Annotated in this window: 16 protein-coding genes and 1 pseudogene; 10 read left to right on the forward strand and 7 right to left on the reverse strand. The window is 61.9% G+C overall.

The window, feature by feature from the left end; all coding sequences use genetic code 11:
- Nucleotides 1-57 precede the first annotated feature (57 nt).
- The gene (locus ACTS2Z_RS02095; RefSeq protein ID WP_442571596.1) at nucleotides 58-180 is read left to right on the forward strand and encodes a type II toxin-antitoxin system RelE/ParE family toxin; all 123 of its coding nucleotides are present in this window, start codon (nucleotides 58-60) and stop codon (nucleotides 178-180) included.
- 93 nt (nucleotides 181-273) lie between these two features.
- On the opposite strand, the gene ACTS2Z_RS02100 is transcribed toward ACTS2Z_RS02095, so the two are convergent.
- Complete coding sequence (locus tag ACTS2Z_RS02100; RefSeq protein WP_442571582.1) at nucleotides 274-909, reverse strand: peroxiredoxin; 636 nt, start codon at nucleotides 907-909, stop codon at nucleotides 274-276.
- A 118-nt stretch (nucleotides 910-1,027) separates the two neighbouring features.
- Between ACTS2Z_RS02100 and ACTS2Z_RS02105 the strand changes: the two genes are divergently transcribed.
- The 3 genes from ACTS2Z_RS02105 (at nucleotide 1,028) to ACTS2Z_RS02115 (ending at nucleotide 2,994) form a co-directional block, all read left to right on the forward strand.
- Entirely contained in the window at nucleotides 1,028-1,516 is a 489-nt protein-coding gene (locus tag ACTS2Z_RS02105; protein ID WP_442571583.1) for a SixA phosphatase family protein, read from the forward strand.
- Between the two features lie 76 nt (nucleotides 1,517-1,592).
- Nucleotides 1,593-2,483 (forward strand): glycosyltransferase, encoded by an 891-nt coding sequence (locus tag ACTS2Z_RS02110; RefSeq protein WP_442571584.1) that lies wholly within the window; start codon nucleotides 1,593-1,595, stop codon nucleotides 2,481-2,483.
- A gap of 31 nt (nucleotides 2,484-2,514) precedes the next feature.
- Nucleotides 2,515-2,994 (forward strand): hypothetical protein, encoded by a 480-nt coding sequence (locus ACTS2Z_RS02115; protein WP_442571585.1) that lies wholly within the window; start codon nucleotides 2,515-2,517, stop codon nucleotides 2,992-2,994.
- 32 nt (nucleotides 2,995-3,026) lie between these two features.
- Here ACTS2Z_RS02115 and ACTS2Z_RS02120 read toward each other — a convergent pair whose 3' ends face one another.
- Together ACTS2Z_RS02120 and ACTS2Z_RS02125 are read right to left on the reverse strand one after the other, a co-directional pair.
- Nucleotides 3,027-3,800: a BRO-N domain-containing protein gene (locus ACTS2Z_RS02120; RefSeq protein ID WP_442571586.1), complete on the reverse strand. Its 774-nt coding sequence runs from the start codon at nucleotides 3,798-3,800 to the stop codon at nucleotides 3,027-3,029.
- 218 nt (nucleotides 3,801-4,018) lie between these two features.
- A complete protein-coding gene (locus ACTS2Z_RS02125; protein WP_442571587.1) occupies nucleotides 4,019-4,975 on the reverse strand; it encodes an IS1595 family transposase in 957 nt (318 codons plus the stop codon).
- A gap of 105 nt (nucleotides 4,976-5,080) precedes the next feature.
- Here ACTS2Z_RS02125 and ACTS2Z_RS02130 point away from each other — a divergent pair, with 105 nt between their 5' ends.
- From ACTS2Z_RS02130 to ACTS2Z_RS02140, 3 genes are all read left to right on the forward strand, one after another.
- The gene (locus ACTS2Z_RS02130; RefSeq protein WP_442571588.1) at nucleotides 5,081-5,302 is read left to right on the forward strand and encodes a DUF6471 domain-containing protein; all 222 of its coding nucleotides are present in this window, start codon (nucleotides 5,081-5,083) and stop codon (nucleotides 5,300-5,302) included.
- Nucleotides 5,263-6,150: a hypothetical protein gene (locus tag ACTS2Z_RS02135; protein ID WP_442571589.1), complete on the forward strand. Its 888-nt coding sequence runs from the start codon at nucleotides 5,263-5,265 to the stop codon at nucleotides 6,148-6,150. Before ACTS2Z_RS02130 ends, ACTS2Z_RS02135 begins: the two co-directional genes overlap by 40 nt.
- An 84-nt stretch (nucleotides 6,151-6,234) precedes the next feature.
- Nucleotides 6,235-6,891, forward strand: coding sequence for a glycosyltransferase family 2 protein (locus ACTS2Z_RS02140; RefSeq protein ID WP_442571597.1), 657 nt, complete (start codon nucleotides 6,235-6,237; stop codon nucleotides 6,889-6,891).
- Between the two features lie 144 nt (nucleotides 6,892-7,035).
- Here ACTS2Z_RS02140 and ACTS2Z_RS02145 read toward each other — a convergent pair whose 3' ends face one another.
- From ACTS2Z_RS02145 to ACTS2Z_RS02155, 3 genes are read right to left on the reverse strand one after another with little or no spacing between them, the layout of a single operon-like run.
- The gene (locus ACTS2Z_RS02145) at nucleotides 7,036-7,677 is read right to left on the reverse strand and encodes a YqaA family protein (protein ID WP_442571590.1); all 642 of its coding nucleotides are present in this window, start codon (nucleotides 7,675-7,677) and stop codon (nucleotides 7,036-7,038) included.
- 54 nt (nucleotides 7,678-7,731) lie between these two features.
- Nucleotides 7,732-8,502, reverse strand: coding sequence for a flagellar type III secretion system pore protein FliP (gene fliP, locus ACTS2Z_RS02150; protein ID WP_442571591.1), 771 nt, complete (start codon nucleotides 8,500-8,502; stop codon nucleotides 7,732-7,734).
- A complete protein-coding gene (locus ACTS2Z_RS02155) occupies nucleotides 8,502-8,834 on the reverse strand; it encodes a flagellar biosynthetic protein FliO (RefSeq protein WP_442571592.1) in 333 nt (110 codons plus the stop codon). Before ACTS2Z_RS02155 ends, fliP begins: the two co-directional genes overlap by 1 nt.
- A gap of 179 nt (nucleotides 8,835-9,013) precedes the next feature.
- Here ACTS2Z_RS02155 and flgB point away from each other — a divergent pair, with 179 nt between their 5' ends.
- The 3 genes from flgB to fliE are packed head-to-tail and all read left to right on the forward strand — an operon-like array spanning nucleotide 9,014 to nucleotide 10,201.
- Entirely contained in the window at nucleotides 9,014-9,433 is a 420-nt protein-coding gene (gene flgB, locus ACTS2Z_RS02160; RefSeq protein ID WP_442571593.1) for a flagellar basal body rod protein FlgB, read from the forward strand.
- 17 nt (nucleotides 9,434-9,450) lie between these two features.
- On the forward strand, nucleotides 9,451-9,867 hold the full coding sequence (gene flgC, locus ACTS2Z_RS02165; RefSeq protein ID WP_442571594.1) for a flagellar basal body rod protein FlgC: 417 nt from the start codon (nucleotides 9,451-9,453) through the stop codon (nucleotides 9,865-9,867).
- 16 nt (nucleotides 9,868-9,883) lie between these two features.
- Entirely contained in the window at nucleotides 9,884-10,201 is a 318-nt protein-coding gene (gene fliE, locus ACTS2Z_RS02170; RefSeq protein WP_442571595.1) for a flagellar hook-basal body complex protein FliE, read from the forward strand.
- Nucleotides 10,202-10,258: 57 nt separating this feature from the next.
- Here the strand turns inward: fliE and ACTS2Z_RS02175 are convergent.
- Nucleotides 10,259-11,559 (reverse strand): annotated as a pseudogene (locus ACTS2Z_RS02175) (hypothetical protein); the annotation flags it as partial.

Here is an 11,559-nt window from a genome sequence, read left to right on the forward strand (position 1 = left end):
CAGACAGCTGCCGACCTCGAATCCAGTCCACTAGCTTGGCCAGAACGGCCCGATCTTCTGCCTGGCTTGCGGATGCGGCCGTTCGGGCGATACTTGGTCTTTTACAGGCCAAATCAGAACGGCGTTCGGATTGAACGGATACTCCACGCCAGCCGGGATGTTGGTAGCGGCAACGTTTAAGATCCGGCAGCTCCACCGATAGCTGGATCAGATAAACGAAAACCGGGCCCCGTTCGGAGCCCGGCATTTCTGACAGTCCGGCGATGAATGCGCCTACTTGTTCGGCTGCGGCGTTACGCGCAGATAGGGTTTGATCTTCGTGTAGCCCTTGGGGAAGAGCTTGTCGGCATCTGCGTCCGACAGGCTCGGCACGACTATCACATCCTCGCCATCGGTCCAGTTCACGGGCGTGGCCACCTTGTAGCCATCTGTGAGCTGAAGCGAGTCGATCAGGCGGAGTACCTCGTTGAAATTCCGGCCCGCGCTCGGCGGATAGGTAAAGGTGGCGCGGATCTTCTTGTTGGGATCGATGACATAGACCGCGCGCACGGTGAGCTTGGGGTCAGCCTTGGGGTGAATCATGGAGTAAAGGCCGGAGACCTCCTTGTTCACGTCGGCGATGATCGGGAAGTTCATCGCCGTGCCTTGCGTCTCCTCGATATCCTTGATCCACGCCTTGTGCTGGTCGAGAGGGTCAACCGAGAGCGCGATGGCCTTGGCGTTGCGCCTGGCAAATTCGTCCTTGAGCTTTGCCGTAAAGCCAAGCTCGGTCGTGCACACGGGCGTGAAGTCTGCCGGGTGGGAGAAGAACACGACCCAATTGTCACCGATCCAGTCATGGAAATGGATCGGGCCTTCCGTGGTCTCGGCTGTGAAATCGGGGGCGATATCGCCCAGAAGGAGGGACATGGCGGGCTCCTGTTTGCTTGCCTGAACAGTGTCTGGCGCTTTACTTAGGAAACCGCGCGCGGCGATGTAAGGTGAACGCGCCTCTACCCCCACCTCAAAATTTCTGACGGATATGACCATGCCCAGCCTGATCATCATGCGCCACGCCAAGGCCGTCGACCGCATGGAAGCCGAGGACGATTTTGAACGTGGCCTGACGGCGCGCGGCCACGAAGACGCGGCGCGAGCAGCGCAGGCCATGACGGAGGCAGGCCTGAAGGCGGATTACGCGCTCGTATCGCCGGCGCGGCGCACGCGCGAAACCTTCAAGCCGCTAGCCGCGATCTTTCCGGGTGCACAGCTTGAGAGCCCGATGGCGCTCTATCATGCGTCGAAGGAAATGCTGGAGCGGGCGGTGGACGATGCCCTTGCAAACGGCGCCAGCGCCATCGTGCTGGTGGGCCACAATCCCGGGATTGGCGAGTTTGCCCACGCCCTCGCCTCGCGCGCAGATGCGATGGATTCCATGCCCTATGGCTGGCCGACCAGTGCGGCCATCGCCTTCGACCTGGACGGCCCTGACCTTAACCGCCCGACACGCACCTTTCTTTTCAATCCGAAGGCGTAGTCGGAATCGATTCGCCTTAAAGGTTAATTGCCGTTAACCTTTTCCCTGTCGGCAAGCTGACTGGGGCAAACAAGCTATGGGGCACGGCATTGCGTTTCCGCACTGGCAGGCGCACGCGCCATCGCGCCTGCCCAAAGCCACGCGCGCCCATGCACAGGCGCGTCAGGCCGCTTTCGGCCTTTCAGATACCCTGCCCCATGCGAGCGCCGCACATCCGCTGGCGATACCGCGCGCGCTCTATCTCGGACCGGCAGTGTTCCTCCTGACGGTTGAACTTGTCCAAGCCGGATCAGCCTGGCTGATCCTGTCGGTACTGGCTGGAAGCCTGTTTCTTGCAGCGGCGGCCTTGCGTCTTGCCGGCGCGTTGCTGGCGCCGCGCCACAGTCCGCGGCAGACACTGCGGGACGAGGCCTTGCCGTCGATGACGGTCATCGTCGCGCTTCACAAGGAGGCCGGCGTGGTCGCCGGTCTCCTGCAAAAGCTCGCCCGGCTGGACTATCCGCGCGACCGGCTTGATGTCGCCCTCGCCATTGAGGGCGATGACTGGGACACGCTGCGCCATGCCCATGCAGCCATGAAGACAGTTGAGGCAAACCTGCCGGTGCGCGTCATGGCCGTTCCGCCCATTGGGCCGCGCACCAAGCCCAAGGCCCTGAACTTTGCCCTGCAACGCACGTCCGGTGCGCTGGTGGCCGTCTATGATGCGGAAGACGCGCCCGCACCCGGCCAGTTGCGCGCGGCGGCAGAAGCCTTTGCGGCCGATTCCCGGCTCGGCTGCGTGCAGGCGCCTCTTGGCTGGTATAACCGGGGCGAGAACTGGCTGACGCGCCTGTTCGCGCTGGAATATGCCGCCCAGTTTCACATCGTCCTGCCGCTTTTCCTGCGCCTCGGCCTGCCCTTGCCGCTGGGCGGGACCAGCAACGTCTTCCTCGGCCTTATGTATCAAACGCACCAAGTGAAGCGCTGATATTCCAGCCGGTTAGCGGTATGGTCAGGACATGACCAACATATCACTATACCCCAACGGCAGGGTGAAGCCGTCCAACACCGAAACCTATGAGCACGCTACCAACGGGCTGCTCACAAAGCGCGCTGACCTGTTCAACGAGGCAAACCGCATCCGTGACAGGCTGGCAGAGATCAGGAACGACATTGCCGCTCTGGACAGGACGCTAGGCACACTCGGTTTCAAGGGCGATCTGAACGCCATGATGCCACGCAGGCCGCGCGAAGTAATGTTCGCCAAGGGTGAGCTAGCCGACGCAGTGGCACAGGAGCTACGCCACGCAGAAGGGCCGCTACGCAGCCGCCAGATTGCCGCTGAGATCGTGGCGCTCAGGGGCGATGATGCGAGAGATCAGAAATACCTCGCTGACCTCACCAAGCGCGTGAGCAAGGTGCTGCGCATCATGCGGGTCAACGGTGAGGTGAAGTGCGTGCAGGATCAGCGGGGGAACTATACGTGGGTGAAGGCATAGCGGGGCGAGCCGAAACCCGCCCCGCCGAACCACTAAGCCCGCGCGAGCCGCTTCTGTTTTTCCGGCGCCGGAAGCAACAGGGGCAGATACGGAAGCGCTGCCGGATCGCGGGTCTTGAAGTAATCCCGCGCCTTCTCAGGAATCCATACGGTATCGACGTATTCGATGAAGAGGGGCAGATACTTGTTAGGGTATTGGCGAGCCTCGATCTCCGCCTCAGGCGTCTTGTGGAGGTAAAGCGTGTAATCGTCCGCTGCGTCCGGGTGCTTCACCCTGAGCCAATCCGCAAACCCGCGCCCTACGCTTACGTCAGGGCGAATTTCGACGCCATTGGATGCCCTGTCCGCCATGATGTGGCCGACTTGTTCAAGCCGCCCCCATACACGGATGGCAAGTTCAGAGCAGACCGAGAAATAGCCGGGAGCTACGCGATCCCAGTTCTCGTTATAGCGCCGGATGAAGGCGGGCAACTTTCCGCCATACCGACCCGTTTTGCGGATCGAGGGCAGAACCTCCGAGGTGACCCACTTCTTGAACCGCTTCGCAGCGGGCTTCCGGCTAGTCAGGATCAAGCTGTAAAGCCCAGACTCGTTAATAATCAACGTCTTGCGATTGCGACCGATAGCATCGATAATATCGACGTTATCTTTTTCGTCTTCGTCGAGCCGGGACGCGGCATCGCTGACATTGTTCACTTCAAGCTCGCGACAAACTTCCGACAGGACAAACCAAGGTTCGCCATTCCGGTCGATCACCCGAAACTCACTTTTGTCTTCATATTCAAACAGTTGCATTTCGTACTGCATCTGCGTTCAGCCTTTCATGGCTATGCGGCGCAGCACAAAAGCGACTTGACAAAAGGCTTTTCATCGCCATTTTGCACAGTGCTAATTCGTTTTGACCGCGCCAACGGTTGGGACAAGGGCGGGCCACTCTGCAGGTGCCCGCCCATTCTTTTTGCAAAAGAACCCCTGAGTCTTGGTTATTCGCGCGCCCATCCGCAAGATGTGGTATTGTGAATTTTTTATGACCGCTGCCAATATCCCGCCCACGTCCGGCTAACCGGCGCGGTCATCGCGAGGCGCACGGTGCGGTTGGCCAGATCGCCATTGTCCGAACGACGGTGATCTTCTTTCCAAGCCGCTTCATTCGCATACTGGTAGAGATAGTGCGGGCTGACACCGTGGTGCTGACCCTGCACCATGCGACGAAGGCGGGAGAAGTAGCTTTCCACGTTGTTCGTGTGCGCACCGTCCATGCTGTAGGCTTGGCTATGGTTGATCCGGCCCGTCGGGCGGTTACGGCTCAGCACGTCCCAATGTGACGCCTCATCGGCATAGATGATGGCAGAGCCGCACACGCGATGCGGGAGCACGTCCAGACCATCGGACTCGGCGCGGAGCACTTGCGTCACCGTGCGGCCTTGGCGCTGGCGCATGGCGAACACAACGCGGCGGGTGCCGGTCTGATGGCGAGCCTTGCGCCGGTCGATCCGGTCTTCTTTCCGGTTAGCCGGGCGGATATGGCCACCAAAGTAAGCGCCGTCGATCTCGACTTCGCCATTCAGCATCAAACCCTCGATCTCGCGGCCAAGGGCTTCGCGCAGCTTGTGCATCATCACGAAAGCCGTCTTGTATTGGCAATCAAGGTCACGGCTCATTTGAAGGGCGCTCATACCCTTCACGCCGTTCACGAACAGGCAGACAGCGGCCAGCAGGTCCGTAAAGCTCATTTTCCGGCTGGCAAAGATCGTGCCGCTGGTAACGGAGAACTGGTGATGGCAACCCTTGCACTTGAACTTGCGGCGGGTGGCAATGTCGTAGCTCTCCGTGCAGCCACAGCGCGGGCAGACGGCTTCACCCTCGGTCTCATTCCAGCGCATTGCGCAGAACGTCCGGTAAGCGGCTTCTTCCCCGCCCTGGTAGATCGCCTTGAGCGACAGGGTGCGGGAGGCGGCGGAAAGAAGGAAGTGCTGGGCCATCTGTCATCATCTCCGATACGTATGTATCGTATATGATGACATATAGTATCGTTGTCAATGGCAAATGTATCGCTTATGATGACATTTCACATCATGGAGCGTTACATGCCGGATATGTCCAAATGGGAAGCTCAGGCCAAGGCACTGCTCAAGGCGGAATTGAAGCGCCGGGACGTGACCTATGGCCAGCTAGTCGAGAAGCTCGCAGCTATCGGGATTAGCGAGACAGAGCCGAACATCCGCAATAAGCTCTCCCGTGGGAAATTCACGGGGGCGTTCTTACTGGCATGTCTAGAGGCTATTGGATCGCGGGAATTGCGCTTGTAGCGCTCGTTCTTGGTCTGTCATTTTGGGGCGCAACTTCGTCACTGAATTACATTCGACAGAACCAAGAAAGTCAGAACGCCGCTGCCGACGAATACGCACGTTATGCCAGCGCTAAAGAGATATGCGGCACCATCATCCCGCTCGCGGCGCGCCCTTCTTGTCTGGCTGAGCGCATAGACACCAACCACCAGCAACAGCATGCCGAAGCTGATATTCAAGCCCAGCTCGACATGGCCAGTTGGACCTATGCGATTCTGTGGGTCGGTATTGTTGGCATTGTAGTTAGCGTTGTGGGTATCGCGCTTATTTTTGAAACACTGCGTGAGACGCGCACGCTCACCATCGAAACCCGACGCATCGGTGAGGCTCAAGTCAGGGCATACATAAGTTCGGACGGGTTCGCGGTTAAATTGCTCGCTGGTGAAGCTGGCGAAATTCAAGCCGTTAAGTTCATTCCGCGCATTAAAAATACGGGCCAGTCCCCGGCCTTCATGACGTGCATGTATTCCTATGGCATTCACGTCGAAGGCATGCTTTGCCCTGTGATTGAATTTTCCGAAGATGAAGCGGCATGCCGTGAGGAGATCGGCTCTGGTAGCAGTTTTACTTTGGCCGGGCAGATATTTAACTTTGATGATATCAAAAAAAGTGTGACAGACGGGCATGTCATATACGTTTTGGGTTATGCGGCTTATCGACATGTATTTTGCCTCTCCGGAGAGCGGGAGGCAGTCTCTTTTTGTTTCCGCGTCGAAATCGATGCAAATCCGGACAATCTCAACCCGCAAAATTTCGGCAACAACCTTAGTTTCGTGTCCGTCCCAGATTTCCGAATGCGCCCAGCATAAAAGCGCCAATAGCACCTTAAACACCTACGTCTCTCCCGGCATTGGTGCGTTTGATACATAAGGCCGGTCTTCCTTCGCGATGCGCTGGCCCATTGTGGTGGCTGGGACCCGCACAATGTCACCGAGGATGCTGATCTTGGCTTCCGCCTCGCCCGTCATGGCTGGAAGGCCGGCATTATCGAGCCTGGCACGCTGGAGGAAGCTCCGGTCACGCGCCGGGCCTGGACCGCGCAGCGCAGCCGCTGGCTCAAAGGCCATGCTGTCAGCTGGTGCGTCCACATGCGTTCCCCTGGCGCCTTGACGCGCGAAGCAGTGCTGGGCGCGCTTGCAGGCCTGCAGCTATCGCTAGGCCTGAATGTCCTGAGCGCGCTCGCACATGTGCCCGCAGCGATCGTCACAATCGCCCTTCTCGCCGCAAGCCTGTGGCAGGGACAGCTCCCGCTGATCCTGCTGCCTGCGCTGGCCGGCTATGGCGCGGCAATACTGGCAGCGGCAGAGGGCGCGAAGCGGGCAGGCTTCAAGGCACACGCCGCCGATCTCCTTGCCCTGCCCGCCTACTGGATTTTGCAGACCCCCGCCATCATCCGGGGCTTGCGCGAGATTGGCGGCCAATCCTATGTGTGGGCCAAGACCGAACACGGCGTTACCGCCTCACACAGGATGGCCCCCGATGAGCCTCCCGATCACGCTCATCCTCATGGCGCTGTCGCTGGCGCTGTTCATCTTCAGCGGGTGGCGTAGCGGGCGCCCCTCGGATCCGGCGCGCGGGCCGCGCATGATCCCGTGGACGCTGATCTGTATCGGGCTCGCCGTCTTCATGCTGCTTCTTCTGGCCCATCTGCTGAGCTTTGCCGGTATCGAGACAGGCCAGCGCGTGCGGACCTTCTAGAACGAGGCTGCAATCATTGCAGCAAAGAGCACGGCAAATCCGGCCAGCAGCACCCAGCGGCCCCAGCGGGGCAAAACCCGCCAGCCCGCGACGATGCGGTCGCCGATCGCATACATGACCAGCGCCATCGCGAAATAGCGAACGCCGCGCCCAACCAGAATGGCAAGGGCAAACCAGGGCGCACCGACGCCCGCCAGCCCGGCCGCCAGACTGGTGAACTGCACTGGTACAGGCGTCAGCATGGCAAGGCAGGCGGCCACAGCGCCTCCGGCTTCGAGCCGGGCGCGCATCTCGGCGAGGCTTTCGGCTGCCGCGCTATCATCGACGATCAGGGGCGCTATCGCCTCATAGGCGAGATGTGCCGCCGCATAGACGAGAAGCCCGCCAAGGATCGAACCCAGCGCCGCGGCAGCAGCGGCGGGAAAGACGTGCCTGCGCCCCCTTAGCATCTGCGCGGCAAGAGGCAGGGCAACCGGCCAGGGGAAAATGGTTGAATCGATGAACGATCCTGCGAACAGGGCGGGCACGGCCCAGCGCCCGCGCGCGGCCCTGATCAGGCGCAGGCGCAGGAGCCGGACACGGCGGGAAAGTCCGCGCCGCGCGGCATTCGGGGAAGGACGTCGCGATGCGCGTGTCATGACCTGCCGGTCTTTAGCCGTTTCCGCTCGCGGGTCAAAAGCGGCCATACGCCGCTACCCGGCCGGCAACCCGGTCTGGAAACTTTCCACCAGTGAGCCGGCAACCAGCCGCCAGCCATCCACCAGCACGAAGAAGATCAGCTTGAACGGCAGGGAGATGATGACAGGCGGCAGCATCATCATCCCCATCGACATGAGGATGGAGGCGACCACCAGATCGATGATCAGGAAGGGGATGAAAAGCAGGAAGCCGATCTCGAAGGCGCGGCGCAGCTCGGAAATCATGAAGGCCGGTGCAACAACGTGCAGCGGCGTGGTTTCCGGGGTCTCGGGCTGGATATTGGCAATATCGAAGAAGAGGGCGAGATCGTCCTCGCGCGTGTGGGCGAGCATGAACATCTTCACCGGTGAGGTAGTGCGTTCAAACGCCTCCTCGGTTTCGATATTGCCGTCGAGATAAGGCTGGATGCCCTCGCCATAGGCCTGAGTGAAGACCGGCGCCATGATGAAGGCCGTCAGGAAGAGCGCCAGCGATACAAGCACCGCGTTGGGCGGGCTTTGCTGCAGGCCCACCGCCGTACGCAAGAGAGACAGGACGACGATGATGCGCACGAAGCTGGTCGTCATGATCAGGATGGACGGTGCCAGCGAGAGCACCGTCAAAAGGATGACGAGCTGGATGACCCGTTCGGTCAGGCCGTCTTCCTCACCCACATCGATGCTGACCGATTGGGCCTCGGCCACGCCGCCGAATGCGAGCAATGCCAGCACAAGGGCGGCGGCGATGCCGGTCAGGAGCGCAGTCCGTGTATTTAGCCAGGCCATCAGGACTGGCCCTCCGGAGGACTGTCACCAGCAGTTTCAGGCTCGACCGGCTCAAAGCGCGGCGGTGCGGGCCGGCGGTCGAGCACGGTCTCGCCGGCAAGGCCCAGAAGCAGGACGTGTTCCTCGTCATCGACGCGCACCAGCACGACCCGGCGGCGAGCATCCAGCATCAGCGTGGAACTGACTTCGAGGCGGCGCGGCGCGCCTGCACGCGGTATTGCCGGCAGGAAGTGGGCGAGGCCCGCCCGCCGCGCCATAAAGGCGATCAGGCCCAGCAGGCCCAGTACAAACAGGAGCACCGCGAAATAGCGTCCGAAATCGATAACATCCATCGCCTGCGCTCCCCCTTCGGAGCGGACGCGCCCCTCACAGCGCCCAGTCCTTCTTGCGGTGTTCAACCGCTAGCGGGAGTCGCGGCTTTGGTTAAGCCACTCTTAACCGCATCAGCACAAGGGTGGGGGTGGAGAGTTGCGCGCCAGAATGGCGCTGCGCGAAACGGAAAGCAAAACGCATGCGTCCCGACGACATTCCTGTCCTTGGCATTCTGCGTCAGGCCCTCGGCTATCATTCCGACCGCCAGCGCGTAATTGCCGAAAACGTAGCCAATGCCAACACGCCGGGCTTCGTGCCCGATGACATTCCGCAAAGCGAGTTCGAGCGCGCTTTGTCCGGCGCGCAAGGCACCAGCCGGGTCACCCTGAGCGCGACCGAGGCCGGGCACATCCAGGGCCATTCCAGTTCTGGCGGATCAGGTGCGTGGCGGGCCATGGCAAGTCCGGACAGCGAAACCACGATCAACGGCAATGCCGTCGTGCTGGAAGAGCAGATGGTACGGTCGGGCGAAAACAGGATGCGGTTTGAAACCGCGCTCGGCCTCTACCAGAAGAGCCTTGCTCTCATCCGCATGGCCGCACGGGCACCGGGAAGCTAAGCGAAGGCAACTGAATCATGTCCAACAATGCCTCAGATACCTTGCAGATCGCAGCCGCAGGCCTGCGCGCCCAGTCGGCGCGCATGCGTATCATCGCGGAAAACCTCGCCAATGCCTCCTCGACGGGGCGCACGCCGGACGAAGACCCCTATCAGCGCCAGATGCCGGTCTTCCGGGCCGAGCTGGACCGCGCAACGGGCGCCCAGCTGGTGCGCATGAGCGAGGTGCGGCCTGACGAATCGGAGTTCCGTCTGGTCTATGAGCCGGGTCACCCGGCTGCCAATGGCGAGGGCTATGTGCGCTATCCCAACGTCTCCAGCCTCATCGAGCTGATGGACATGCGCGAGGCACAGCGCTCCTACGAGGCGAACATGAACATGGTCGAAGGCACGCGCCGCATGATGGAGCGCACCCTTGACCTCTTGCGCCGCTAGGCCGGGAGACTAGACGATGGATCTTGCCGCTATCCGCGCCTACGCCGCCGCCGCGCGACAGGTCGCCGATCCGGATGCCAGCGCGGCTGCCGGTGCGCAGGCGCCGGTTGCCGGTGCGCCGGGCTTTGGCGACATGGTGATGAACGCGCTGAGCGAGACCCAGGCCGTCATGCAGGCGTCCGAAAGCCTCACCGCGCAGAACGCGGCAGGGCAAGCCGAGCTGGTGGACGTCGTGACCGCGATGGCCGCCGCCGAGGTGCAGCTGGAAACCGTCATCGCGGTGCGCGATCAGGTTATCCGCGCCTATCAGGAAATCCTGCGCATGCCGATCTAGGCAGGCGGCACGAAGCCTCAATCATCATCTGGAAGCTGGTATCAGCCCAGAAGCGCCTCAGGAGGGCGCCTGCTCGTCCGTGCTGTCAAATCGGCGGGCGAAGCCAGCCAGGAAGGCATCCATCGTGCCCCGTCCGGCGAGGCTGGATACCAGCTCGGTCAGGCGGCGGTCACCGGGGCCGGGCAATTCGCTGACAACGAGATTGAAGCCTCCGGCATGGCGGGTCGTGGCCATCGCAGCGGCGTAGCGCTCCTCCATCCGCTCCAGAGAGGCGCTGTCACCTGCCAGCGCGTAGGCAATGGCGGCCCGCATGACATCGCGTGACTGCGTCTCGTCCAGCGGGGCTTCCTCGCGCCAGCGCGCCCCCAGAACAGCTTCAAGCCCCCGCGCGGCATTGGCCCAGTCGCGCTGCTCCCAGGCGATGTCGGCGCGCAGGCGGCGCGCCTGCAGGCTGTCATCATCACCGATGAGTTCCAGCGCATGTTCAGCCCGGCCTATCCCGGCCATGGCCCGTGCTTCCAGAAGGCGGCGCTCGGTGACGAGGCCTTCGCCCAGCCCTGTGACACGCGTGGCCCGCAAGGTACGAAGCGCATCCTCATGGCGGCGGCCCATCAGATAGATCACCGCCAGATCGGACGCGATACGCGCGCGTGCCTGCGCGGGCATTGACCGGTTATCCACCTGGTGCTGGAGAAGCTGGGCTGCAGGATCCAGCAGATCGACCGCCACCAGACGCTCGGCAACCCGGCGCACCATGCGGTCGCCATCAGCCCCTTGCGGTGTCAGGAAGGCGTATTCGTTGAACAGGGCCAGTGCCTCCAGCGGCGACATGCGCGCGGCCTCGTCATCGAGATATAGGCGCCGGAAGAGCGCATCCATTTCGCTGGCAAGACGGCGTGCGACAGGGCTGACGGGCTGGCGCATCCGCGCCTGGCTCAGCACCTGCAGCGCATCGCCATAGCGTCCGGCCTCGGCATAGAGGCTACCCAGCTGGCTTGCAGCTTCCAGTTCAGTGTTATCGCCTCGCCAGCGCATGGCGATGCTTGCCAGCGTCTCTGCCGCTTGCGTCGGCGTCACATCGCCTTCCTGAAGTGCGAGACTGGTCTGGTTCAGCAGCGATACCGCCTGAATGGGAAGCCAGTGATCTTCTGCCAGCGCTGCAAAGCGCGTGATCGCCTCATCCCGGCGTCCTGACAGTGCGGCGACCCTGGCCGCCGCAAATTCTGCCTCGGCGCGAGCCTGCGGATCGTAGATTTCCGGGTCCATGGCTTCCAGCGCCCGCAAGGCTGCGCCGACATCGCCGGTCTCGGCAGCGGCGCGGGCATGAGCCGCCTGCACGCGCGCGCGCCAGACCGGAT

The organism is Glycocaulis sp. (assembly GCF_052168375.1).
Lineage (GTDB): Bacteria > Pseudomonadota > Alphaproteobacteria > Caulobacterales > Maricaulaceae > Glycocaulis.

Bases quoted from the DNA above. Each gene is read 5' to 3' on its own strand.
- ACTS2Z_RS02130 (WP_442571588.1), top strand. From the start codon at position 5,081: ATGCCGGATATGTCCAAATGGGAAGCTCAGGCCAAGGCACTGCTCAAG.
- flgC (WP_442571594.1), top strand. From the start codon at position 9,451: ATGTCCAACAATGCCTCAGATACCTTGCAGATCGCAGCCGCAGGCCTG.
- flgB (WP_442571593.1), top strand. From the start codon at position 9,014: ATGCGTCCCGACGACATTCCTGTCCTTGGCATTCTGCGTCAGGCCCTC.
- fliP (WP_442571591.1), bottom strand. From the start codon at position 8,502: ATGGCCTGGCTAAATACACGGACTGCGCTCCTGACCGGCATCGCCGCC.
- fliE (WP_442571595.1), top strand. From the start codon at position 9,884: ATGGATCTTGCCGCTATCCGCGCCTACGCCGCCGCCGCGCGACAGGTC.
- ACTS2Z_RS02100 (WP_442571582.1), bottom strand. From the start codon at position 909: ATGTCCCTCCTTCTGGGCGATATCGCCCCCGATTTCACAGCCGAGACC.
- ACTS2Z_RS02125 (WP_442571587.1), bottom strand. From the start codon at position 4,975: ATGGCCCAGCACTTCCTTCTTTCCGCCGCCTCCCGCACCCTGTCGCTC.
- ACTS2Z_RS02110 (WP_442571584.1), top strand. From the start codon at position 1,593: ATGGGGCACGGCATTGCGTTTCCGCACTGGCAGGCGCACGCGCCATCG.
- ACTS2Z_RS02135 (WP_442571589.1), top strand. From the start codon at position 5,263: ATGTCTAGAGGCTATTGGATCGCGGGAATTGCGCTTGTAGCGCTCGTT.
- ACTS2Z_RS02105 (WP_442571583.1), top strand. From the start codon at position 1,028: ATGCCCAGCCTGATCATCATGCGCCACGCCAAGGCCGTCGACCGCATG.
- ACTS2Z_RS02120 (WP_442571586.1), bottom strand. From the start codon at position 3,800: ATGCAGTACGAAATGCAACTGTTTGAATATGAAGACAAAAGTGAGTTT.
- ACTS2Z_RS02115 (WP_442571585.1), top strand. From the start codon at position 2,515: ATGACCAACATATCACTATACCCCAACGGCAGGGTGAAGCCGTCCAAC.
- ACTS2Z_RS02145 (WP_442571590.1), bottom strand. From the start codon at position 7,677: ATGACACGCGCATCGCGACGTCCTTCCCCGAATGCCGCGCGGCGCGGA.
- ACTS2Z_RS02155 (WP_442571592.1), bottom strand. From the start codon at position 8,834: ATGGATGTTATCGATTTCGGACGCTATTTCGCGGTGCTCCTGTTTGTA.